We start from the raw sequence: 23,344 nt of genomic DNA on the forward strand, positions 1-23,344 counted from the left end.
AGGGAACCCCAGCTTCCCAAGAGGAAGCCCCTTGAATTTCTCTATGGATTCTATAGAAAACTCTAATTACTATCTAACTTATTTAACCTATTTCTTGCCCCTTACTTTTGGAGGTGCTATGGTGGTTTTAGGTGCAAATTAGGTGCAGCAAAGGATTGCAGTTCCGACATTTGCAGATGAAAATCCCGTAGCTAAAGGCTTTTGAAGAGGGCGAACGACGGGAGTTGAACCCGCGAATGGCGGAACCACAATCCGCTGCCTTAACCACTTGGCTACGCTCGCCATAAACTCAGACTATAGTTTAGTATAGCACAGGTCTAGGTAATTAACCACTCTGGGCAGAAATTTTTTCTAAGAAACCAGTCGCAATTCTTTGGGAAGCACCAGGTTCGCCCATCCGCCGTCTGCCATTGGCATAGATCAATTGTAGGCGATCAGGATTGTGTAAAAGGTCTTGGAGGGTTTGGGCTACGGCTTGAGGGCTTTTGACTGGTATCACGGATGGGCCGAGAAGTTTGGCTTGCACTTGGGCAAACTGGGAGGTAAATTGAGGGCCTTTTCCGGGGAAAGTCAGGGCCGGTTTACCGAGACCGACAAATTGTTCAGTGGCAGTTCCGGCCATGGCCAGGGCAAAATGGGCTTGCTGTAGACAACAATTATAGGCGTTTTCAGTTAAGAACAATGTGCCATTACTGAGGGTATAGCAGAGTGTTTCTGGAGAAGGCAGAGCCATGCCTTCGGGGGGGGCTTTGCGACGCCATCCAAAGGATTCCAGGATTTGGCCAAAGGTTTCTAAACCTATTCCGGGAGCGATCGCCGCAAACACCCTTATCGGTCGATGCAACCCTGGAAACGGTTTCGGTTCGCCCATAACTTGCCCCAGTGCAGTTAATAGCACCTGCCAATTCTCATAGGCTTCTGGAGCGCGGGAGCCGGGGAGTAAAACCAATGCCAAGGGTTTCCCTTTTTCCTCTTCTTCGGGTTCCTGCTCTACTGGTAATAAATCATCCATCATTGGATTCCCACAATCAAACACCGGTAACTGCTGCCATTGTTGCAGGGTTTGAGCCGTTAACCGATCCCTGGGAAACACGCCTATACAGCGCCGCCGTGCCATTAACCAGCGCTCCCAGGGCAAATACACCGAACCGGACCAACCCTGGGCGAAACCGGTGGTTAAGGGCCCATTCTCATCCCGAATCCAGTATTCTGACTTGGCTGTCGCTACAAATCCATAAGGCAAATCACTGAGCCAAGCTAACAGTAGAGGTATAATATCTCCAACAGCTAAGACTGAACCTCCATCTTTTGCCCAGGAGCGAATGGCTTGATACTGTTGCCAAAGGAGTTGCAGCATTCCCGCTTTGACATCTTTGGCTAATTGGCGACCCTCCATATATACAAAGCCACCAGAGGGCATGGCTTTGACTGGGCCAATCAGAGGAATATCCATGTGCCGATAGGCTTGACCTTCTCCCACCAAGGACAAAGCTGATAATTCTGGGGGATTGGGGGTGGCTCTCAATTGGCGTAAGATGCGAGTGGCGATCGCATCTTCCCCATGGCCATTACTCAAGCACAGGACTCGCATGGTTCAATGAAAAATTAAAAATTGGTTTGATCTTACAATAGCGCCGTCAGCAATGGGGAATAGGGAACGGGAAATTAGGACAATTACCCCTCTTCTAAACCTTGAATCCGGTCTTCTTCGCGATCGCGATCCGAAACAATAATCAGCCGATTGTACCTTCTGGAGATTTCCTAATCGATCGCTGCTGCAATGTTGCCTCGGGAATTAAATAATCTCGCTACATAATTAATCTTCCTCAATAGCACTCTAGGAATCACCTCTACTACACTGGAACTCTCAATAGCATAAGAATCTTTTCCCAGATAGAAGAGTAACATTAACCGGGTAATTGCCTAGAGTCCTGAGAACTCCTTTCAACAGAGGAATGAACCATGAATAATGAACAATTGTCAGAGATAAGGGGCAAGTTCGCTATTCTCCCATTACCCATTACCCGTGCAAAGCGCTATATACTTTTGATTAGCATAGAACCGGAGTAGAGATTAGTCGATCGCCATGCCTGAATCCTTAAGACTTGATGAAGCTGTTGAATTTGCGGAGAACCCAGAACCCCGTTGTCCCTGTGTCCTCTTGCTTGATACCTCTGGTTCCATGCAAGGAGAGAGCCTTGATGCTTTACACGAGGGCTTAGAAACCTTTCGCACTGACCTGAATAAAGATACCTTAGCTGCTCGTCGGGTGGAAGTGGCCATTGTCAGTTTTAATAATGAAATCAAGGTAGAACTGGACTTTGTAACCGCCGATCAATTTGAAACCCCCAAACTCAAATCCCAAGGAATGACTTATATGGGAGGTGCAATTAATACAGGCTTGGATTTAATTGAAGCGCGAAAAGCTGAATATCGCGCCAATGGAATTGCCTATTATCGTCCTTGGGTATTTTTAATTACTGATGGTGCACCCCAAGGGGAACCAGAAGAAGTGGTGCAAAAAGCCGCTCAACGCATCCAACAAGCAGAAAATAATAAACAAGTAGCCTTTTTTGCCGTGGGGGTGGAAAATGCTGATTTAGCTCAGTTAAGCGAGATTGTGGTGCGGACTCCCGTAAAATTAAAAGGCCTCAATTTTGTAGAAATGTTTCTGTGGCTATCTGCTTCCATGTCTGCTGTTTCCCATTCTAAGATTGACGATCAAGTGGCGCTACCTCCTCCAGGTTGGGGAACGGTTTAAGGAGTCGGGTAGCGGAAAAAGATAAGATCATCTACTGGAAATGTAATAAGGTAGAGTAGGAAAAGATCCCCCTAGACCCACCTTAAAAGAATGATTTAGGGGGATAAAAATGTATCGGATAAAAGTAGAAAGTGTTGCGAGTAATAATTAATCAGTAAACGGTTTCAAAATTCAGGAGTGATTGAGGCAAGAACCATGAGTAAACCGATCTTTGAATTAGTTGATGAACTGCCCACAGATAATATTACCATTAAGTCGTTACGTGCCCTAGATTTTGTAGTTCCAGGAGAGTGGAATAACTGGGTGGGGTTTGAGAATAGCATCCGCACCATTACTGGGGAAGAGGATGAAGAGATGATTCAGGCGATCGGCGATCGCGCGATCGAACTCTTCAATGATAAAGCTAAAGGCTATCAACGCGCCCTTTGGCTCTATCAAACCGTCAGTGGAGCAGGTCGAGCCTTGGGAGCAGCTTCGTTAGCGAATATGGTTGGTGATAAAATTCCTTTAGTGGGTGGTTTGTTAACTAGCCTGACTCCCAAACCGGGTAAAGCTCAAACGATTGATTTATCCTTAAAGGTGGTGGCGGAATTGCTCGGATTTTGCTCAATTAATGGAATTCCTGGGGATAGTATTGGGGATTTTGTTGGTGCTTTAGGGGATTATAGTGGTGAGTCGTTAATGCGGATGGCGGCCCTGGTTTGTTTTGATGGTTTAATTCCTTTAGGGCCAGACTTTTTAGGTGTAGCGGCGGATTGGATTGGTGGTCTTTCTACGAGTGATTTAGAAGAAAATCAAGGATTCCGGGCGATAGAAGAGGCAATTCCTGGCAACGATCAAGAGAGTAAGTTGGGCTTTATTGGTGAATCGTTTGGTTCGGTTGCCAATTGGATGGGTGATTTTGTCAGCGATCGCGGTATTACGCCAACGAATGTGGCAAATAGTCTCCAAAGCTTTGTCGAATTCAGTGATGATAAATTAGACTATTTGGCCGCATTCCTGGATGTAAGTACCAATTATTATGAACATACTGGAATTCAGACTCTAGCCCATCGTTTAATTGAACGTGCAGTTGCCGAAATTTAAGGAAATAGGCAATAGGGAGACACTGAAATAACTCCCTATTGCCTATTTCCTATTGCCTCTTCCCTTTCAATCCTCTAACTCGCGACGGATATTGAAACAACACCATTCTTTCCGTCGCCAAAGGGTTGCTACCATCCAACCATGTTGTTCTAAAGCATCAGCAACAGGTTTGGCTTGCTCTAAGAGGACACCACTAATAACTCCCCAGGTGCTGGGTTTAGAGATCGCCTCAAATTTGGGAATCAGATCGATCACGACTTCAGCCAAGATATTACAAAGGATGCCATCGACGGGGGCAGGGAGGGTTTCGATGAGTTCATTGATACTTCCTTGGGCAGCGATCAGGCGATCGCTTCCTAAATGATTGAGTTTGCCATTACAGATCGTCGCCTGAACAGCTAGGGGATGGGTATCAACGGCATAGACTTGATCCGCGCCCAACAATAGAGAGCCAATGGATAAAATGCCTGAACCACAGCCAATATCAGCTAAAACCAAATCTTCGTTTTTTTGAGGTTCACCTAGGCGCATTTCTAACGATTCTAAGCAAAGTTGGGTAGTCGCATGACCTCCTGTACCAAAGGCAATCCCTGGATCTAAGTATAAGATGTGTCTATCTGGGGCTTCGGGAGGAGATAACCAAGCGGGACAAATAATGAAGCGATCGCCAATAGATTCCGGTTCCCAATGCTTCTTCCAGGTAATTGACCAATCTTCATCCTCAATTAAGTGCCAGTGAACGCCAGGAACGGGTAGGGAAACGGTAAGGGCATCTTGGCGAAAACCAATGGATAAAGCCGCTAAATCGAGCAATTGGGCTTTTTCTTGGGGTAAATAGGCTTGCACTAACCGAGCGTTAGCTTTATTTTCGCTGCTGGTTCCTTGACAGCCAAATCGATCTAAACGCCAGAAAATCAGATCTTCTAAGGCTGGATCGCAGAGTATTTGAATTTCCCACCAGTGATTTGCCACAATCCCTAAGCCTCCCTTAAAGCCTTTTCCCGTAATGATTTATTCTTGACTTTATCAAAATATGGAGCTTTCCGCTGGGAATGGGTAATGGGTAATGGGTAATAGGTAATGGGGAATAGGTAATAGCTCCCTGAGCGGAGTCGAAGGGAGCGTCCCCCCATTCCCCCATCCCCCTATCCCCCCTCCGTCCATTGTCTTTGGCTTTCGTAGAGAATAAGAGCAGCGGCGATCGCCACATTCAAAGATTCTACTCCCTCAGCAATAGGAATGCTCACCTGGCGATCGGCTAAGTCGAGCAATTCTGGCGATAATCCTGCTCCTTCATTGCCCAATAACACCCAAGTCGGTTGTGTCCAGTTAATATCCCAGTAAGATTGGGGAGCATTAGCAGTCGTAGCGATAATTTGCATCTCCTGTTGACGGCATTGGGCGATAAAGTCGGGTAAACTCGGTTGCATTGCCATGGGAACCTGAAACCATGCGCCCGCAGAAGCTCGTAGGACTTTAGGATGGTCTAAATCGACACTATCTTGGCTGAGGGCGATCGCCTCTAAACCGACGGCGGCACTGGTGCGAAGGATGGTGCCTAAATTACCTGGATCTTGAAGCGTTTCTAGGATCAGTCCTAGTCGATGGAGTCGCGGGGATAGGGGGTTGGACGCATCTCGGCGGAGAGTAGCAATTACGCCATCAGGATTGACCGTAGTGGCGATCGCCTTTAACACCTCAGCACTCACCTGCTCCACCCGTTGACAGCACTCTTGCAATTGCGCCCCTAGCTGGGCATTTTTTTGCAACCATTCGGGAGTATAGGCTGCACTGTCTAAAGCCGCATTCACCTGACAAGCGGCTTCTACCAAATGGGTTCCTTCTAATAAACATAATTGGGCGATTTTACGCCCCTTGGCTTGATGCAACTTTCGTAATTGCTTCACCCAAGGATTTTGAAGACTGGTTAACATATAGCAGTGAAAGAGTTGATTAGGACAGTGAGGTTATGGTTTGAGGCAAGAGGCAAGAAGCACAAATCGCAATAGAGAATGTCCTAACTCTCCCTTTCTCAGCTATAGCACTTTGTACTAGGGAATAGGGAATGAGGAATAGGATTGTGGTACATGGCTTTGGGAATTCAACAGTCTACTCCATAACAGCCCAAAGTACTATATCTCTAAACGATTTAAGTCTGCCAATGGACTTGGGGCGCATCTGTTCGTACCCGAATTTTACCTTGAGCAATGACAACCTCCACCGTTGCCCGTCGGCGAATGGCATCATAGGGACTATCAGCATCCAGAATAATGATATTCGCCGGCTTACCCACTTCTAAGCCATACCCATCAGATCCATTTAAAGTTTTTGCCCCCCCTGTAGTCACCATATCGTAGCAAGCATTAATTTCTGGTATCCCCGTCATCTGACAGACATGAACCGCCATATGAGCAACTTCTAACATATTGCCCGTTCCCAAACTATACCAAGGGTCTTGGATACAATCATGACCGAGGGACACATTTAAGCCGTTTTGCCATAACTCTTTGACACGCGTAACACCGCGCCGTTTGGGATAAGTATCGGTGCGTCCTTGCAGAGTAATGTTAATTAAAGGATTGGCAATAAAGTTAATCTTCGCCCGTTTCAGTAACCCCATCAGCTTAAAGGCATAGGCATTATTATAGGAGCCGAAAGCCGTCGTATGACTCGCCGTTACTTGGGAACCGAGTCCACTACGAATCGCACAGGCAGCCACCACTTCTAAAAATCGGGCTTGATCGTCATCAATTTCATCGCAGTGAATATCAATTAGTTTATGGTACTGTTGCGCCAGTTCAAAGATGCGATGAACGGATTTTACCCCATCTTCACGGGTAAATTCATAATGAGGAATTCCCCCAACCGCATCTGCACCCAATTGCAGTGCAGTTTCTAAAAGCTGTTCGTTTTGGGGTTGTCCATAAATGCCATCTTGGGGAAAGGCGACGACTTGCAGCGTTAGCCAGTCTTTTACCTGCTCTCGCAAGTCCAATAAGGCTTTTAAGGCAATCAAGTTTGGTTCGCTCACATCGGCATGGGTGCGTACCCAAAGGACTCCTTGTGCGGCTTGCTGCTTGAGCGCTTTTAATGCTCTTTCTTGAACTTCTGCGTAACTTAAGGATTGCTTGCGATCGCCCCAAATGGCAATCCCTTCAAACAGGGTTCCGCTCTCATTCCAGCGGGGATCTCCTGCAGTCAGAGCAGAATCGAGATGAATATGGGACTCCACAAACGGAGGACTGATTAACTTATCCTTTACCCATAATTCCTGTTGACTGGGAGCATTGATTTCTGGGGCAATAGCGGCAATGTGACTGCCGGAAATCGCCAGATCCAGGCGATCGCCGTCTGGAAAACACCCCCCTTTAATCACGACATCATACATACTTTCAACTCACCCATTACCCATTACCAGCGCGTTTCATGTCCGCGAAGCGGAAAGCGCTATAAGATAGATCGATATGCCCCGCCCAACCTATGTTATGAGATATTGCCTCAACCCGGACTGCAAGCAACCTAAAAATTCTGACAGCAATACATTTTGTCAAAGCTGTCGAAGTGCCCTGTTGCTCAAAGACCGGTATAAAGCGCTCAAATGTATTGGTCAAGGGGGATTTGGGCGCACATTTTTGGGGATCGATCTCGATAAGCCTTCCCAACCCTATTGTGTCATCAAGCAGTTTTTTCCCCAAGCCCAGGGAACCAACAATGTGCAAAAGGCAACCCAATTGTTTGAACAAGAGGCAGTACGACTAGACGATCTGGGACAACATGCTCAAATTCCGGCTCTCTATGCCCACTTTACCCAAGATTCTCGCCAATATCTGGTACAAGAATTCATTGATGGACAAAACTTAAGCCAAGTTCTAGAACAAACGGGACGATTTAATGAGAACCAAATCCGCGATTTACTCTATAATCTTCTGCCGGTTTTAGACTTTATCCATCATCACCATATCATTCATCGAGATATTAAACCAGAAAATATTCTTTTGCGTGAAAATGGGCAATTGGTTTTAGTGGATTTTGGTGCGGCGAAATATGCCACATCAACCGCTTTGTTGAAAACAGGAACAACGATTGGCACGCCGGAATATTTAGCGCCAGAACAAGGACGGGGACGGGCCGTTTTTTCCAGCGATTTGTATAGTTTAGGGGTGACTTGTCTGCATATGCTGACTGGAAAGTCACCGTTTGAGCTATTTGATATTCATGAAGATACTTGGATTTGGCGGCAGAATTTGGGCGATAATCCGATTAGTGAACCCCTAGCACAAATTATCGATCGCCTCATCGCCGATGCCATTAATCATCGCTATCATTCTGCCCAAGAGGTTCTCAAGGATTTGCAAGGTTTACCGAGTCTGGATCGTCGGGTTAATCAGCCCACAGCAACGATAAAACCAGTGGTTTCACCCTTAGCGTCTCAGTCCCCTTCCCTTCCTTCATCGGATCGCTGGCAGTGCGTCCATACTCTCAGTGGTCATACGCAATGGGTGAGGGCGGTGGCGATACATCCGAATTCTAGGGTGATTGCCAGTGGCTCAGAAGACCAAACTGTCCGCTTCTGGGATGGGGTGACGGGAGAGCATGAGGGAACCCTTCGCCGTCATGCTTTATACGTGAATGCAGTGGCGTTCAGTCCCAATGGTCGGTTTTTAGCCAGTGGGGGAGACGATCGCGCGATCTACGTGTGGGATTTACAACAAGGGGAATGGGGGCCGCAATTGGGAGAGAGTCATGCAGGGGATCAGAGAAGTTATGGAGATGCAATTAATGCGATCGCCTGGAATCCTCAAGGAACGCTCTTGGCAAGTGCCAGTAAAGACCGCACGGTAAAGGTTTGGCAACTTGACCCCACCGATTCCCACTACGGAGAAGTAATCTATACTCTCAGTGGTCATTTAGCCTCCGTGCGAGCGGTGAGTTTTAGCCCCAATGGGCAAATTATTGCCAGTGGCAGTGATGATAATAGTATTAAACTGTGGCATGTTGGGCGGGAAGTCGAGTTTGCAACTCTTGGAGATTTGGCTTCCCGCTTAAAGATTGTCAACGCCTTAGCCTTTAGTCCTGATGGAAATATTCTTGCCAGTGGAGGTTGGGATAACTTGGTGAAACTGTGGGATTTTGAGACAGGGAAAATGGTGCAGATATTTGAGGGACATCAGGATTATGTGCGATCGCTTGCTTTTAGTCCCGATGGTCAATTTTTAGTCAGTGGTAGCGACGATCGCACCCTAAAAATTTGGCAAGTACAAACAGCTACCTTATTAACGACCCTAGACGGTCATCAAAATTCCGTCAATAGCGTTGCTTGGAGTGCCAATGGTCAATTTATTGTCAGCGCAAGTGCGGATAAAACCCTGAAGGTTTGGCAAGGAGAACCCCATCAACCCAAAATTCAAGATCGAACCGTGCAACAGATGACTCGCTCTACTCCAGTTACTTCTCGCCAACCCAAACGCCCCGTATATCGCCCTTCAGTCCATCAACCTTGGCTGGACTGAAAGGAAACGAGCAGCCAGAACCAATTGTTACTTTTTAATTGCAATGACTGATGTCCTCACCGAAAACTTAAGCCTAGAAAAATTTCTCGAACTCCCCAACCTCGAACACTCGCCCCCTTGGGAATACGTTGCGGGAAATGCCATTCAGAAACCCATGCCTAAATTTCGCCATGCTATTTTACAGAAGCGACTGTTAGCTGCAATAGACCAGGCAAGCGATCGCTATCTCACTCTACCAGAACTGCGCTGTACATTTGCCAGTCGTTCCATTGTTCCCGATATTGTTGTCCTATCCTGGGATAAAATTCAGCTTAATAACGAGGGTGAACCGGAAGATAACTTCACCCAAGCACCAGATTGGTGTATTGAAATCCTTTCCCCCGATCAAAGTACCAATCGAGTCATTGATAATATTCTCCATTGTCTCCATCATGGCAGCCAATTGGGGTGGTTAGTTGACCCGAATGATTATTCGATCCTGATTTTAACCCCTCAACAAGAAATCCAAGTGTGTCGAGGGCATGATAGCCTGCAAGTGTTATCCGATATAGACTTACAACTAACAGCACAGGACGTTTTTAGCTGGCTAAAGTTAGGTCAAAAAGAGTGAAATTCCCACCGAGTCTGCTAGAAATCGGGTTTCTTCCAACTCTGCTTGGCGATTCCATATTCCTGTAGAAACCCGGTGGCTTCTCCCAAAACGGCGATCGCTGCATAGCCAATCATCAAAGCGGACAATATTGTGATATTTTGGGTTTGAGTTGAGAGGCGGATTAGATCGACTACCTATGTATGTAAGCCCGTCTTGAAATTGGTTAAGATTTAGGGTGAAAGTCAATCTGTGACCAATGAGAATAGTAGTTGATACGTCAACCATTATTGCTGTAATTGCTGGTGAAGCCGAAAAAGCCAAGTTGATTGAGATCACCAAAGATGCGATCGTCGTTGCGCCAGCCTCAATTGATTGGGAAGTAGGCAACGCTTTTTCAGCGATGCTTAAACGTTCGCGTATCGACCTTCAACAAGCTATTGAAGCCATAGAGGTTTATCAAGAAATTCCCTTGGAAATTGTGGAGATAAACTTAAAAGAGGCAGTCCGGTTAGCAGGAAAATCCAATATTTATGGCGATCGATGCCTATATCCTTCAATGTGCTATTGAACAGGGTTTACCACTAATCTCATTAGATAGAAATCTGGTTGAAATTGCAAAACGCGAGGGCATTCAAGTGATTGAGGTGGAGATATAATAGTCTACTCTTATTCTGAAGCGCAAGAACAACTTTCATCTTTATTAGAAAGAGCCTTAAGTGAAGGCGAAATCAAACTCAGAAACCCAGATGGGCGCGTATTCGTTATTCGTCCAGAGCAACCAGTAAAATTATCGCCCTTTGAGGTGCGAAGCCTGAAACTTCCCATTAATAAGGCAGATATTTTTGAAGCGATTGGAGAAAGTCGAGCAAGGTTTTAGAGACTATTTATTTGGTGGAGGTATTCACTCAAGCTGTTACTTGCCAGACCAATTAATTCAGGCGATCGCCGAAAGGTTAACCGTGTTAAGCAAAGATGAGAACTTTAAGTTGTATAGCGTCCCCCTATTATCATTTTGAACCTTAACCGCCCCCACCCAACAGCAGAAACCGGGTTTCTTCCAACTCTGCTTGGCTATTCCATATCCCTGTAGAAACCCGGTTTCTTCCCCCTCACCAAGACGATCGCTACAATACAGACTAAGAGATCGGGCGAGATCGCCAACCCAAACCCATTTTTAATTGTTAATTGACCTCATGGATGCAGACGATCTATTCAACCAAGGGAGAGAGCAATACAACCAGTTCCGATTTCGAGAAGCTCTCGCCTCTTGGGAACAGGCGCTCACCCTCTATCGGGAAATGGGAGATCGCCAGGGAGAGGCTAATTCCCTGGGAAGTCTGGGCAATGCCTACCATGCATTAGGGCAAGTCCAAAGAGCGATCACCTTTCACGAGCAGTCTTTAACCCTAGCCAGGGAAATCAGCGATCGCCAGGGAGAGGCTAATTCCCGGGGAAATCTGGGCCTTGCCTACCGTGTATTAGGGCAATACCAAAGAGCGATCAACTTCTACGAGCAGTCTTTAACCCTAGCCAGGGAAATCAGCGATCACCAGGGAGAGACTGCTTCCCTAGGAAATCTGGGCATTGCCTACGAATCATTAGGGCAATACCAAAGAGCGATCAACTACCTTGAACAGACTTTAACCCTAGCTAGGGAAATCGGAGATCGCCAGGGAGAGGCTAATTCCCTGGGAAGTCTGGGCAATGCCTACCATGCATTAGGGCAATACCAAAGAGCGATCAACTTCCACCAACAGACTTTAACCCTAGCTAGGGAAATGGGAAATCGCCAGGGAGAGGCAGCTTCCCTGGGAAATCTGGGCAATGCCTACGAATCATTAGGGCAATACCAAAGAGCGATCGACTACCTCGAACAGACTTTAACCATAGAAAGGGAAATTGGATATCGTCAGGGAGAGGCTAATTCCCTCAATAATCTCGGTGTGGTTCTGCAAAAAACCGAGCAATTCCCAGAAGCAGAAGCAGTTTTGCGAGACTCGCTTACCGTTCGGGAAGCCATACGAGTCGGGTTACAAGACAGCCATCAAATCTCCCTCTTTGAAACCCAGCGTTCCTCCTACATCCTCTTGCAAGAAGTCCTCATTGCCCAAGATAAACCCATCGAAGCCCTAGAAATCTCCGAGCGCGGGCGCACTCGTGCCTTTATCGACCTCCTCAGACAGCGCTTCCCCGAAGAGAGCAACCCTTACATCAGCGCCCCTCAAATTCGCCAAGTTGCCCAAACCCAAAACGCCACCCTGGTCGAATACTCCATTGTCAATGAAGAACTCTATATCTGGGTCATCCAACCCACCGGCAAGATCGAGTTTCGCCGCTCCCCCATCACTGAAGCCGACCTCAACAACCTCGAAACCCTGATTCTCCGATCGCGAGTCTCCATCGGCATCACCGAAAAAGACAACGACAACCAACCCCTCAAACTCAACCCCGAAGAAAAACCCCGCAACGGTCACTTTCCCCTGCTGCAATACCTCTACCATATCCTCATCGCCCCCATTACCGACCTCCTGCCCACCAACCCCGAAGCGCGAGTGATCTTCATTCCCCACTATGCCCTCTATTTGGTTCCCTTCGCGGCTTTACAGAACCCCCAAGGGCGCTATCTGATCGAAGACCATACCCTCCTCACCGCTCCCTCCATCCAAGTCCTAGAGACCACCCACGCCCAACAGCAGCGCCTGCACCCAACCCAGAAAAAAGCCCTCGTCGTCGCCGAACCCACCCTGCACCCCAAATTCCAAGACAACCCCTACAAACTGCGCTCCTACGAGTATATGCAGGAAGCCGCCCAAACCATTGCCACCATTCTCGACACTCTCCCCATCATCGGCGACAGTGCCACCAAAGTGGCCGTCATCAACCAAATGCTGCAAACCCGCATCGTCCATATCTTCGCCCACGGACTCCTGGACGAATACCAACCCGAAGACACCAACCTCGGCGACATTCCCGGAACCATCGTCCTTGCTCCCGATGCCAACAGTGATAGTGATGGCGCTCTCAATGCCGCCGAAATTCTCGACCAACAACTCAACGCCGAGATTGTCGTCCTCAGCGCCTGTAGCACCGGCAAAGGTAAAATTACCGGCGATGGCATTATCGGCCTGTCGCGCTGTTTCATTCTCGCCGGAGTTCCCAGTCTCATCGTCTCCCTCTGGAACATCGGCGCACCAGCCGCCAAAGTCCTGATGACCGAATTTTATCGCCACCTGGCTAACGGCGAAAACCTCGCGTCCGCCTTGCGCCAGGCCATGCTCCACACCAAAAATACCCCCAATTATATCTATTCCAGTCCCGCCGACTGGGCCGGATTTACCCTCATTGGCGAAACCTCTGGTTTAAACTTAGAAACAATTCGTATTGATGATATTTTTAGCCTCATGTCTATTCCCGCAGATGCCACTGCCGAAGAAATTATCGACGGCTTTTATCAAGCCCTAGAAACCAACCATCCCCAACTCTTTGCTCCCCACCAAGAAGCCCTAGTTGAACTCTATTCTCGTCCCGGAGAAACCGACGTACAATTAGCAGAGCGCTTTCGCCAATGGTGCGAATCTCGCCCCCCTATTGCCCAAGCCGTTACCAATAAAATCTGCACGGCAGCCGCCGGACGCACCACCAGCAATCCTTCCGCCGAAACCGTCAGAAAATCCGATGAACGCTTAAAATCGAATACCGAACGACTCAGCACTCCTCCTGAAAATCCGCCAAAGAATCCTCCATCACCATAAACTATTCCCTATTACCTAGCGCGAAGCGCTGTAATATGCAAAATTCCTCCAAATCCACGATTAGTCCAGAAATCGTTCAAGACATTCAACTGCAAAATTCCACCCTAACTCTCTATCCATTTCAGTTGCGGGACGATCGCGATTTGGAAGAGGGAAAACTCGCCGATAGCGCTCTACACTTATGGCAACGCATCAACGATCTCGGCCAACAACTTAACATCAGCAAGATTGCTAACTTTTCCACATTCCTCATTCCCCCCACCGAAGAAAATCCAGAATCACCCTATGAAAAGTTATTAAAGCAAGCAGACGTAAACAATAACGAAATCTCTGGCTGTAATAACCCGTTAGAAGTAATCATTTCTCCCGTTCGCTTTCACGATACTTACAGTGCCGATATCACCGTTTCCCATCTGGCTCCCCTCTCCATTCGCCAACTCCATCAACTCCATCCTCACTCTTGCTTTTCTCCCCAATTTATTCAACCGTCTCTCGGTCAAACCCTACTATTCTATACCTGTCCAGTTATCGATTTATCCCTTCCTTCCGAGGAAGACACTCTCGATCTTCTCGCGCAACAATGCTATAAAATTCTCCTTCCTCACAACTTAGACATTCAACCCCAATTCATTGCCAAAGGAGTCCTATTCGGCAGTCCCATTTACGAATATGACAATCGTGCTACCGATCCCAAACAACGATATCACATCCTCATCTGGCTCGATCGCCATCCCCAAACCCTAGACTTGCTCACGGGTGATGTTAATCACTACTTGCATCGCCTGTTTCTCTATCGTCACAAAACCTTATTTTCCTATCACCGCTCCCGACTCTGGTATCAAGAAGGCAAAAAAATTGCCTCGCAGCTTGATGTCCAATCTGGAAAATTTACCGAAATTGACAACTGCGATGATGCCAACCAAAGACTGACACAACTGAAAGCATTTCTCGCCAAAACTAGACGATTAGGATTTAGCTACCGTCGCTGCATGCGAGATGTCACTGAATCCATTAACACGATTGCCACGAATACCGAAAATTATAGCCAATTTTTAGCCTATCTTCAAGAGCGAAAAATACTAGGTGATGATTTATCCTTTCTCGGTGACTTTGTGCAGATTAGTCAAACCAAATATCAAGGACAAGTTGCTGTCGATCTCAAGTATTTACAGGCCAGCGAACCCTTCTTTCAAGAAATGATTGCCACCATCCGAGGGAGGTTAGAAATCGAGCAAATTGAAGCTGATAGAAAGCACAATCAACAAGAATCCATCAGCAGTAGAGACTTAAATATTACTATTGGAGTGGTTGGTGGAGGCATGGCTGCTGCTAGTGTAATCGCTACCAGCTACGCCCTGACTACAGATAACCCCGTACTGATGCCTTGGGATGCCGAGGCTACCACTGTGCATCCATTTGTACATTCAGTGGGTTGGAGTCTCTTATTTGGGGCACTTCCGTTATGGATTTGGCTGGCAATACTGAATAGACGAAAAAAGAAAGAGCAAGATGAAAGCGATCGCCAAAATCCGAGATAGTCCATGACCTATTACCCGCACGTAGCGCCATAATTTTTAAGTTTTAATTGATAATAGGGAATCATGAAGGAGAAATCAATACTTGGTGATCGCGATGTGGAAAGAATTTTGGCGCTCTTTGATCGGTTGGATTAAGGGATTATGGGGACGGTTGTTTGGGAATCAAGGGAATTCCGGAGCAATCTCCTCCCAAGAGCAAGAGCGTCCAACTCCGCTCGATCGCACGGGATATGAGTTTGTGTTTATGCAACTGTTGGAAGGAGTCGATCAGGGATGGCAAACCCTTCAGGTGCAGCAGTATTTGAGTAAGTTATCCGATCGCACCACCGAAGAAGGATGGATCGATTGGTTAGGGGAATTTGGCGATCGCCTCTTAGAAAATCCGCTTCCCAACCACCAATTGGCTTCCCGAATGTTGAGATTGGGCGAAATTGAGCTGGGAGTAATCGGTCAAAAGGCGACTCAAGTGGGGCGATCGCTACTGAAAAAAACCTTTACCCTCGAAACCGTACAACCGATAACGACTGAGGCTCAGGAGCTATTTTATCAAGCCAATAGCTTGTATGAAGAGAAACACTACACCAAGGCTTTGGAAGTTTGGGATCGGGCGTTGGAGGTAAAGCCCGATTTTTATCAAGTTTGGACAAATCGGGGAGTAGCGCTCAATCAGCTTCAACGATATGAGGAGGCCTTAGCCAGTTACGATCAGGCTTTGGCGATTAAATCGGATTATGACATAGCTTGGAGTAATCGCGGAGTGTCTCTGAGAAATTTAGGGCGCTATCCGGAAGCTTTAGATAGTTATGAACAGGCCTTGAAATTACAACCCAATGCGTTTGATCCTTGGCTGAACCGAGGAACCGTATTGAGTGGGTTTGACCGATATGAGGAAGCCCTGCAAAGTTTTGAGAAGGCGACGGAAATTCGGCCGGAAGCATTTCAGGGATGGTTAGGACAAGCACGAATGTTAACGACACTGAAACGCTATGAGCAGGCGATCGCCGTTTGGGATGAGGTGATTGCCAGAAATGAGACCTTGGCTGATGCTTGGCAAAAGAAGGCGATCTCATTGTATGCTTTAGAACGGTATGAGGAGACCCTTACTTGTTGCGATCGGGCCTTGCAACTTGAACCGGAGCATCTGGAAACCATTTCCTATTGGAGTAAAGCTCAAGCACGATTAAGTGGTTTAGCGGCTCAAGAACAGGAGAGCCAGAACCCGGAAAACCCCTTAGAATCTGAACCAGAATCACCCTAATTGAACAATTGGTTTGAAAAGTCTGTATGCAACCCCCATCCTCTCCGTCTTCCTCCTTATCCGTCAATCAACTCCAGGAGCAAATCCATACCCTTAACCGCGATCGTCTGAAACTGTTAAAGAAAATAGAAAAGCAACAACAGAAAATCGATGATTTTGAACAAGAGCAAGAGCAGATTCTTCCTAAAGTGGCTCAGAACCTAGAGCCAATCTCAACAGAAATCGATCGGGTTGACCAACAAATTCATGAGTTATTTGAAGATATCTTCAGAACCCGTGGCTTAAGTCGTAAAAAAACGCAAAAAGTTCTGTTTATTTACGAAAGTATCCAAAAAATGGGTTGGATTAGCAATCGGCTCAAGACCCAAGAATCCATAGACGAACCCATGCAAGACAATCGAGAGAACATCCCTTGGCAAAATGTCAATAATCAGGATTTAAGTCAAGTTCGACAAAAATTTTTGCAACTTGCGTCGGTTTTCCATCCAGATAAAGTCAGCCATCATCAAGACCGGGATTACTACACGGAAGTCATGAAAGAAGTTAACCAAGCTTATCAAGCTGGAGACTTAGCTCAGTTAATCCAAATTGAAGCGCAATACCATCACGGGCAAATCAGGGTAATTAACCAAAACGATAACCTGGATTTAAAGCAACAGGTGAATCGATTGAAACAAGAAAATCAAATCCTGAAGAGACAGTACCAGGCTCTCAAAGAGGATTGGAAAGTTCAGCGCCGCACCCCAGAAGCAAAAGTCGTCAAAACCTATCACTCTCTGCGAGAAAAAGGAATAAATCCGATTGACCACATGAAACGAAAAAGTAACTCTCGTCTAGAAAAGCTAGAAGATATTCGATATTTTGTTAAACGATTTCGGGATCGAAAAATAAGTACCCAAGAATTCTTGAATGAACGGAATCCATCTAAAGAGATTGCTAAATTTGTCAAAGGGTTGTTTAGCTCTTCTTCTTTCTTTAGTAACAACTAGAGTCATTCCCCGCATTGACGAAGCTTGCACGAAGCGAGAAGGTTGTCCCAAAGGATTCTCTTTTCTATCAAGTACAACTTGAAGGCTTAGATCCTAAGCAATCCAAGCTATTCTCTATTGCCTATTCTCTATTGCCTATTGCCTACCGCAAACGACCATATCACTATAATACAATATTAATCTTGAATTCTAGACTAAACGCTGATGATTGAACCTCCTAATCCTAACCCAGAAACCCAAGAAACCGAGATCGACCCAACTGCCTATCGCTTTAGTTGGCGTTATTTTCCCTTGGGCGCTCAGATCCTCTCTATTGCCTTTGGAGCCTTGGTTTTAGTGCCCATTTTAACCGGATTGAATCCGAATGTTGCCCTATTAACGGCTGGTTTGGGAACCTTGGTGTTTCAATGGGTAACTGGGGGGAAAGTGCCGGTTTTTTTAGCTTCTTCTTTTGCCTTTATTGCCCCCATTCAACTGGGAGTAGAAAAGTATGGGTTACCCGAAACGTTATCGGGATTAATGACTGCGGGTGTCGTTTATTTACTCTTGAGTTTATTAATTGTATGGCGCGGTTCTGAATTTTTGCTACGGCTGTTACCGCCCATTGTTACGGGGCCGGTAATTATGGTGATTGGATTATCTCTTGCCCCCATTGCTATTGAGATGGCATCGAATGCAGGTGAAGGATACAGTGAAGGAGATGCTCTAGCCGTTTCTGGCAGCGCTTTACTAGCCACATTATTAACTGTCTTATTCAGTCGAGGCTGGTTAAGATTAGTGCCGATTTTGACCGGTTTACTCGTCGGTTATATCGTGGCATTTCCATTAGGAATGGTCGATCTAACCACTATCGCTCAAGCTCCTTGGTTTGCGCTGCCGGAATATACCTTACCCAAATTCCATTTACCGTCCATTCTCTTTATTGTACCCGTCGCGATCGCCCCTGCCATTGAACACTTTGGCGATATCCTAGCCATCAGTGCTGTCTCTCAAAAAGACTACTTTCGAGACCCTGGCATTCATCGTACCCTACTCGGAGATGGTCTCGCCACCAGTCTAGCGGCTTGTTTGGGAGGTCCGCCCAATACCACCTACTCAGAAGTGACGGGAGCCGTTGCCTTAATTAAAATCTTTAATGCCGGTATCATGACTTGGGCTGCAATTCTGGCGATTGTACTCGCCTTTGTAGGTAAACTGGGGGCCTTTTTGCGCTCCATCCCCGTACCCGCTATGGGCGGAATTCTGGTGATTTTGTTCGGGACAATTGTGGTAGTGGGGATGAATAGTCTGGTTCGCTCTAGAGAAGATTTAATGAAACCTCGAAATTTGGCGATCGTCTCCATTATCCTAGTGTTTGGAGTTGGCGGACTGAGCGTAAAAGCTGGAGAATTTGCCCTAGAAGGAATTGGTTTATCCGGTATCTTTGGAGTCCTGATGAATTGGCTCTTACCCGAATCTGGCGAAACAAACTCCTAGTTAATCTCAACCCTAGAACAGTAGAATGACCTGCAAAGACGATGTGATTGTGGTGGAGGATCTAGCAGTTAAAAACATGGTGCAGAATCACAACCTTGCCGAAGCAATCAGCAATGTGAGCTGGGGTCAATTCTGTACCCTGCTCAAATACAAAGCCGAGTTGGAGTGCAAGGTTTATTTGGAGATTGGGTGATTCTTCTCTTCTTCTCACCTTTGCTCCAACATCCTATTGCCGCTAGAAAAGATCTATAGCAGAGAAAGCGTTGGTTACGACAGTTAGGTTATGGTTTGAGGCAATAGGCACGAATCGCAATAGAGAATGTCCTAACTCTCCTTTTCTCTGCTATATCAGTGCGATCGTTTATGTGCCCTCATTGCCAGGAACGGCATGATAGATCCATCGCTTTTGTGGTTTCCTTTTTCCAGGCGATCGCCCAAAATTTTTTGGATACTAATATTACCTCAACGGCCCTTTGCCCTGGCGCTGTGGCTAGTGCTTTTGTGGCAGCAGGAGACCTGGAAGGCAACACCTTATGGAACTAAGCTGCATCCGCTGAGTTTGTTGGTCCGTGTGGTTATGAGGCGATGATGAAAGGCAAATTAGTGAAAATTAATGAGGTATCTTTTGGACCTTAAACTCAATTGAGTGTACGGTTTATTCCCCGCAAAACAGTATTGAAAATGTCACAACAGATGATGGAGAAAAAGGAATAATTCTATTGGCTTTCCGGCTTGGTACGGGGGAATTAAGGGGAGTAACTTGAGCGATCGCTCAAGTTGGTTAAATAGATTTTGAGGGAACTTCCCGTTAAAGTTTGTCAACAGTTTTCATGGCAATCTTTTTAAATCGTGATGCGTTATACGGTTCATTACTTGGCTGTATGATTTACTAAAACTCGGCAGTGTTCGATCCTTATCTCGATCAAACGGCAGCTTTATTTTTTTGATACGATCCTCGTACAAGGGTAATGGCTATAACGCAAAAAGTTCCTGTCACAGTTCTTACCGGCTATTTAGGTGCAGGAAAAACAACATTATTAAACCGAATTTTGACGGAAGAGCACAACAAGCGTGTTGCGGTCATTGTTAATGAATTTGGTGAGATTGGTATTGATAATCAACTGGTCATTGATGCTGATGAAGAAGTTCTGGAGATGAATAACGGCTGCATTTGCTGTACCGTTCGAGGGGACTTAATTCGCATTATTGGCAATTTAATGGATCGGCGCGATCGCTTCGATCACCTTCTCATTGAAACGACTGGGCTTGCCGATCCAGCCCCCGTCATTCAGTCTTTCTTCACAGATGAAGTGATGCTTCGACAAACACAGCTCGATTCCGTCGTCACGGTGGTGGATGTCAAGCATATTACTCAACATTGGGAGAGCGAAGAAGCCCAAGAGCAGATTGCTTTTGCCGACATTATTCTGCTGAATAAGGCGGAGTTGGTTGCACCCGAGATTTTGGAAACCCTGAAACAGAAGGTGCGCGGTATGAATGCGATCGCGAAAATCCACACCACCAATTATTGCAATCTGTCGCTGGATTCCGTCTTGGGCGTTCAATCTTTCGATCTCAAGAATGCCCTGGCGATCGATCCGGAATTTCTCGATGAATCGGCCCACGAGCATGATGATTCGGTATATTCAGTTGCGATTAACGAACCCGGCGCAATCGATACGGACAAGATTAATCGCTGGCTCTACCAGTTAGTCCAAGCCCACGGTCCCGATCTATTTCGCATGAAAGGCATTCTAAACGCCCACGATATGGAGCGCCGGTTTGTATTTCAAGGGGTTCATATGACCCTGGATGGTCGCCCGGGTAAGCCTTGGAAGCCGGACGAAACCCGTCGTAACGAGCTGATCTTTATTGGTCGCAACCTCGAACAAATGAATCTCCAAGACGGGTTTAACGCTTGTTTAGTTTGATGTGTCCCTTGGCTGGCATCAAGTATTTGGCAATTTAGCGATTAGGAGTGATAAACGTGAAGCAAGCAGAAGCATTGAGCATCAGTATTGGTGTCTTGGGAGGGATTGATGTTTTCCTCACAGCAACGGTTCTTCCCTTGCCCGTATGGGTAACATTTACAGCCTGGGCCTCCTTTTTTATTGTTGGGGGAGGGGTGGATGGCTTCAAGAAGTCGGTAGCCTGCAACATTACCGGGATTTTGATTGCTGGCGCATCCCTGCTGGCGATCGAGCTGATTGGTCCAACGCCGATCGTCGCGGCGATCGTCGTGGGTCTGGGTAGTGCTGCGATGGTGCAAGCCAGCAAGATTCCCTTTACAGCGGGGATTACACCCGCAATTGTTTGGGGATTTTCGCAAACTGTGGGGACTGCTGCCGTAACGGGTAATCCAATGACCTCCCCCTTCCTCGAAAACCCCGTCGCGATCGCGATCGCCGCCATGATTGTGGGTGCTATTTTCGGCTACCTTTCAGAATTGTGGGGGAAAGCCATGACAACAGCACCGGAAACCGCAGCTTGATCGCCAGGTTCGCTTGCGAACTGCACTGAATCTTTTCTTCATCGCAAGATAAGAAATGCTATTGTTAATCAACTAAGGGTTAAAGCCATGAAATTACAGCATAATTTAGGCGGTTTAGAGAATCTAGGGCCAATCAACTTTGAGACGGAAGTTTTTGTCGAACCCTGGGAAAAGCGCATTTTTGGGATTCATACCGCAATGATGGCATTAAGCAATCATCTCACCGAATCGCCGTATGACATCGAAAACGTTCCCACTGAATTCAAGAGTTTTTGGACTTGGGGACATCTCCGCAAGGGTGCCGAAGGGATGCATCCCTTTGAGTATTTTCGGTTGCGTTACTACGAGAAATGGCTTGGCGGCATTTCTGGCTTTTTTGTCGAAGAAGGCTACATTACCCAAGAAGAGCTAGATGCACGCACGGCTGAGATTTTAGCCGACAGCGCCAAGGCTGAAGCCCCACTGCCCCAAGGTGGGAATCCGGCGATTAACGTTCAGGTTGAGAAATACCTGCGTGAAGGTGACTCCCCCAAACGTCCAGTTGCGATGGAACCCAAATTCAAAGTTGGAGACCAAGTCCGCATTAAGGATGTGCCTCCGGCAGATCATACCCGTTTACCCGGACATTTGCGCGATCGGATTGGTGTAGTTGATAAGGTTTACGAAGGGGTTTATACTTACTTCTTCAAAACCGATGATGGCATTGGCACGCCAATGCCGATTTACAGTCTTTGTTTCCAGCCCGATGCCCTTTGGAATGAATCCCTGCTGGATTCCAAAGCGATTTACTACAACGACATTTTTGAAGTCTATATTGAAGCTGCTTAAGGAGAAAGAAAATGCCAAGTCTTTACGAAGGTTTCCAGTACGATCCAGAGCGCGAGCGTTACAGTGCGGCCAAGGTCAAAGCGCTGGAATCATTGCTAATTGAGAAAGGAGTGATCGCTGGCGATACAGTGGATAACATCCTTAGCTATTTTGAAACCCAAATGGGGCCATTTAATGGCGCGAAGTTAGTTGCCAGAGCCTGGGTCGATCCCGCATTTAAAGAATTGCTGGTCAATGACTGCAACGCAGCCTGTAATGAGATGGGCTTTCCCCCCGGTATGTCCGGTGCAGAGGGGGAACACATGCGGGTAGCGGAGAACACCCCTGAAGTACATAACGTGATTGTCTGCACCCTATGTTCTTGCTATCCCTGGCCAACGCTAGGCTTACCGCCTTACTGGTATAAAGATCCCACCTTCCGGGCCCGCACGGCGCGGGAACCCCGCACGGTGCTGAAGGAATTTGGGGTTGAGCTGGATGATTCGGTCGAAATTCGTGTTTGGGATACGAGTGGCCAGATTCGTTGGTGGGTGTTACCCATGCGTCCTGAGGGGACGGAAGGCATGAATGAAGAGCAACTAGCTTCTCTGTTGACCCCCGAAGCAATGATGGGCGTTGCACTGCCTAAAGCAGCATAAGACCTGCAAGAGTGCCAAGTTGATATCCGAGTGACAGAACAAAATTATGTTCACTAAATTTGAACATTTTGCGGCGACGAGCTTAATGGGTTCGCCAGAGGAAGCGCCACCTCGACGTGACGGTCATCTCTATTTCGATCGCGACTGGGAGCGTCTAGCGTTTGGGGTGGCGATCGCCCTTTCTAAACAGGGGCATTACGAATGGGAAGACTTTCGCCAGCAATTGATTAGCAAAATTGGGGAGTGGGAAGCAGAGCATGGAACAGACGATCCAAGTTGGGATTATTACCAACGTTGGTTAGCCGCGCTCGAAGAAATTTTAGTCGAGTCTGGGGTGTTGGCTCCCGGTGAGTTGGACGCTCGAATGGCAGACATTCTTGATGCTTGCAGTCCCGAGCAGAAGCAATCTGAGCTACCCCGTTAAG

At 46.9% G+C, this 23,344-nt stretch carries 21 protein-coding genes, 1 tRNA gene and 1 pseudogene; 18 read left to right on the plus strand and 5 right to left on the minus strand.

Annotated features, from left to right (window positions below; genetic code table 11):
- Positions 1 to 209: 209 nt before the first annotated feature.
- Both J7529_RS00570 and J7529_RS00575 read right to left on the minus strand, forming a co-directional pair.
- A tRNA-His gene (locus J7529_RS00570) sits at positions 210 to 282 on the minus strand.
- Positions 283 to 325: 43 nt separating this feature from the next.
- Complete coding sequence (locus tag J7529_RS00575; protein WP_318727378.1) at positions 326 to 1,591, minus strand: lipid-A-disaccharide synthase-related protein; 1,266 nt, start codon at positions 1,589 to 1,591, stop codon at positions 326 to 328.
- Positions 1,592 to 2,086: 495 nt separating this feature from the next.
- Between J7529_RS00575 and J7529_RS00580 the strand changes: the two genes are divergently transcribed.
- Positions 2,087 to 2,761 (plus strand): vWA domain-containing protein, encoded by a 675-nt coding sequence (locus J7529_RS00580; protein ID WP_271943500.1) that lies wholly within the window; start codon positions 2,087 to 2,089, stop codon positions 2,759 to 2,761.
- A 195-nt stretch (positions 2,762 to 2,956) separates the two neighbouring features.
- The gene (locus J7529_RS00585; RefSeq protein WP_318727379.1) at positions 2,957 to 3,847 is read left to right on the plus strand and encodes a hypothetical protein; all 891 of its coding nucleotides are present in this window, start codon (positions 2,957 to 2,959) and stop codon (positions 3,845 to 3,847) included.
- Positions 3,848 to 3,913: 66 nt separating this feature from the next.
- On the opposite strand, the gene prmA is transcribed toward J7529_RS00585, so the two are convergent.
- From prmA to codA, 3 genes are all read right to left on the minus strand, one after another.
- Positions 3,914 to 4,819 (minus strand): 50S ribosomal protein L11 methyltransferase, encoded by a 906-nt coding sequence (gene prmA, locus J7529_RS00590; protein ID WP_271943495.1) that lies wholly within the window; start codon positions 4,817 to 4,819, stop codon positions 3,914 to 3,916.
- A 173-nt stretch (positions 4,820 to 4,992) separates the two neighbouring features.
- Positions 4,993 to 5,781, minus strand: coding sequence for an RNA methyltransferase (locus J7529_RS00595; protein ID WP_318727380.1), 789 nt, complete (start codon positions 5,779 to 5,781; stop codon positions 4,993 to 4,995).
- Positions 5,782 to 5,996: 215 nt separating this feature from the next.
- On the minus strand, positions 5,997 to 7,235 hold the full coding sequence (gene codA / locus J7529_RS00600) for a cytosine deaminase (protein ID WP_318727381.1): 1,239 nt from the start codon (positions 7,233 to 7,235) through the stop codon (positions 5,997 to 5,999).
- A 76-nt stretch (positions 7,236 to 7,311) separates the two neighbouring features.
- Between codA and J7529_RS00605 the strand changes: the two genes are divergently transcribed.
- From J7529_RS00605 to J7529_RS00680, 16 genes and pseudogenes are all read left to right on the plus strand, one after another.
- The gene (locus J7529_RS00605) at positions 7,312 to 9,357 is read left to right on the plus strand and encodes a serine/threonine-protein kinase (protein ID WP_318727382.1); all 2,046 of its coding nucleotides are present in this window, start codon (positions 7,312 to 7,314) and stop codon (positions 9,355 to 9,357) included.
- A gap of 43 nt (positions 9,358 to 9,400) precedes the next feature.
- Positions 9,401 to 9,967, plus strand: a complete 567-nt coding sequence (locus J7529_RS00610) for a Uma2 family endonuclease (protein ID WP_318727383.1) — start codon at positions 9,401 to 9,403, stop codon at positions 9,965 to 9,967.
- A gap of 238 nt (positions 9,968 to 10,205) precedes the next feature.
- Positions 10,206 to 10,517, plus strand: a complete 312-nt coding sequence (locus J7529_RS00615) for a type II toxin-antitoxin system VapC family toxin (RefSeq protein WP_318727384.1) — start codon at positions 10,206 to 10,208, stop codon at positions 10,515 to 10,517.
- Positions 10,518 to 10,791: 274 nt separating this feature from the next.
- Positions 10,792 to 10,965 (plus strand): hypothetical protein, encoded by a 174-nt coding sequence (locus J7529_RS00620; protein ID WP_318727385.1) that lies wholly within the window; start codon positions 10,792 to 10,794, stop codon positions 10,963 to 10,965.
- Between the two features lie 177 nt (positions 10,966 to 11,142).
- A complete protein-coding gene (locus tag J7529_RS00625) occupies positions 11,143 to 13,701 on the plus strand; it encodes a CHAT domain-containing tetratricopeptide repeat protein (protein WP_318727386.1) in 2,559 nt (852 codons plus the stop codon).
- Positions 13,702 to 13,736: 35 nt separating this feature from the next.
- Complete coding sequence (locus tag J7529_RS00630) at positions 13,737 to 15,239, plus strand: hypothetical protein (protein ID WP_318727387.1); 1,503 nt, start codon at positions 13,737 to 13,739, stop codon at positions 15,237 to 15,239.
- A 94-nt stretch (positions 15,240 to 15,333) separates the two neighbouring features.
- The gene (locus J7529_RS00635; protein WP_318727388.1) at positions 15,334 to 16,497 is read left to right on the plus strand and encodes a tetratricopeptide repeat protein; all 1,164 of its coding nucleotides are present in this window, start codon (positions 15,334 to 15,336) and stop codon (positions 16,495 to 16,497) included.
- A gap of 26 nt (positions 16,498 to 16,523) precedes the next feature.
- Entirely contained in the window at positions 16,524 to 17,486 is a 963-nt protein-coding gene (locus tag J7529_RS00640) for a hypothetical protein (RefSeq protein ID WP_318727389.1), read from the plus strand.
- 204 nt (positions 17,487 to 17,690) lie between these two features.
- Entirely contained in the window at positions 17,691 to 18,962 is a 1,272-nt protein-coding gene (locus tag J7529_RS00645) for a uracil-xanthine permease family protein (RefSeq protein ID WP_318727390.1), read from the plus strand.
- 22 nt (positions 18,963 to 18,984) lie between these two features.
- Positions 18,985 to 19,152: pseudogene (locus J7529_RS00650) on the plus strand (RNA-guided endonuclease TnpB family protein); the annotation flags it as partial.
- 218 nt (positions 19,153 to 19,370) lie between these two features.
- Positions 19,371 to 19,505 carry a hypothetical protein gene (locus J7529_RS00655; RefSeq protein WP_271937182.1) on the plus strand — a complete coding sequence of 45 codons (135 nt, stop codon included), beginning with the start codon at positions 19,371 to 19,373 and terminating at the stop codon, positions 19,503 to 19,505.
- A gap of 425 nt (positions 19,506 to 19,930) precedes the next feature.
- Positions 19,931 to 20,893 carry a GTP-binding protein gene (locus J7529_RS00660; RefSeq protein WP_318727392.1) on the plus strand — a complete coding sequence of 321 codons (963 nt, stop codon included), beginning with the start codon at positions 19,931 to 19,933 and terminating at the stop codon, positions 20,891 to 20,893.
- Between the two features lie 56 nt (positions 20,894 to 20,949).
- Complete coding sequence (locus J7529_RS00665) at positions 20,950 to 21,453, plus strand: DUF1097 domain-containing protein (RefSeq protein ID WP_318727393.1); 504 nt, start codon at positions 20,950 to 20,952, stop codon at positions 21,451 to 21,453.
- 87 nt (positions 21,454 to 21,540) lie between these two features.
- Positions 21,541 to 22,281 carry a nitrile hydratase subunit beta gene (gene nthB / locus J7529_RS00670; RefSeq protein WP_318727394.1) on the plus strand — a complete coding sequence of 247 codons (741 nt, stop codon included), beginning with the start codon at positions 21,541 to 21,543 and terminating at the stop codon, positions 22,279 to 22,281.
- Positions 22,282 to 22,292: 11 nt separating this feature from the next.
- Positions 22,293 to 22,919, plus strand: a complete 627-nt coding sequence (gene nthA / locus J7529_RS00675) for a nitrile hydratase subunit alpha (protein WP_271937176.1) — start codon at positions 22,293 to 22,295, stop codon at positions 22,917 to 22,919.
- Between the two features lie 46 nt (positions 22,920 to 22,965).
- Entirely contained in the window at positions 22,966 to 23,343 is a 378-nt protein-coding gene (locus tag J7529_RS00680) for a nitrile hydratase accessory protein (RefSeq protein ID WP_318727395.1), read from the plus strand.
- Position 23,344: the final 1 nt, after the last annotated feature.

The sequence above is a fragment of the Roseofilum sp. Guam genome, assembly GCF_017746735.1.
Classification (GTDB): domain Bacteria; phylum Cyanobacteriota; class Cyanobacteriia; order Cyanobacteriales; family Desertifilaceae; genus Roseofilum; species Roseofilum reptotaenium.

Coding starts and splice junctions, on each gene's coding strand:
- codA (WP_318727381.1), bottom strand. CDS start 7,235: ATGTATGATGTCGTGATTAAAGGGGGGTGTTTTCCAGACGGCGATCGC.
- J7529_RS00585 (WP_318727379.1), top strand. CDS start 2,957: ATGAGTAAACCGATCTTTGAATTAGTTGATGAACTGCCCACAGATAAT.
- J7529_RS00595 (WP_318727380.1), bottom strand. CDS start 5,781: ATGTTAACCAGTCTTCAAAATCCTTGGGTGAAGCAATTACGAAAGTTG.
- J7529_RS00605 (WP_318727382.1), top strand. CDS start 7,312: ATGCCCCGCCCAACCTATGTTATGAGATATTGCCTCAACCCGGACTGC.
- J7529_RS00630 (WP_318727387.1), top strand. CDS start 13,737: ATGCAAAATTCCTCCAAATCCACGATTAGTCCAGAAATCGTTCAAGAC.
- J7529_RS00615 (WP_318727384.1), top strand. CDS start 10,206: ATGAGAATAGTAGTTGATACGTCAACCATTATTGCTGTAATTGCTGGT.
- J7529_RS00680 (WP_318727395.1), top strand. CDS start 22,966: ATGTTCACTAAATTTGAACATTTTGCGGCGACGAGCTTAATGGGTTCG.
- J7529_RS00580 (WP_271943500.1), top strand. CDS start 2,087: ATGCCTGAATCCTTAAGACTTGATGAAGCTGTTGAATTTGCGGAGAAC.
- J7529_RS00640 (WP_318727389.1), top strand. CDS start 16,524: ATGCAACCCCCATCCTCTCCGTCTTCCTCCTTATCCGTCAATCAACTC.
- nthB (WP_318727394.1), top strand. CDS start 21,541: ATGAAATTACAGCATAATTTAGGCGGTTTAGAGAATCTAGGGCCAATC.
- nthA (WP_271937176.1), top strand. CDS start 22,293: ATGCCAAGTCTTTACGAAGGTTTCCAGTACGATCCAGAGCGCGAGCGT.
- J7529_RS00645 (WP_318727390.1), top strand. CDS start 17,691: ATGATTGAACCTCCTAATCCTAACCCAGAAACCCAAGAAACCGAGATC.
- J7529_RS00660 (WP_318727392.1), top strand. CDS start 19,931: ATGGCTATAACGCAAAAAGTTCCTGTCACAGTTCTTACCGGCTATTTA.
- J7529_RS00575 (WP_318727378.1), bottom strand. CDS start 1,591: ATGCGAGTCCTGTGCTTGAGTAATGGCCATGGGGAAGATGCGATCGCC.
- J7529_RS00610 (WP_318727383.1), top strand. CDS start 9,401: ATGACTGATGTCCTCACCGAAAACTTAAGCCTAGAAAAATTTCTCGAA.
- J7529_RS00625 (WP_318727386.1), top strand. CDS start 11,143: ATGGATGCAGACGATCTATTCAACCAAGGGAGAGAGCAATACAACCAG.
- J7529_RS00635 (WP_318727388.1), top strand. CDS start 15,334: ATGTGGAAAGAATTTTGGCGCTCTTTGATCGGTTGGATTAAGGGATTA.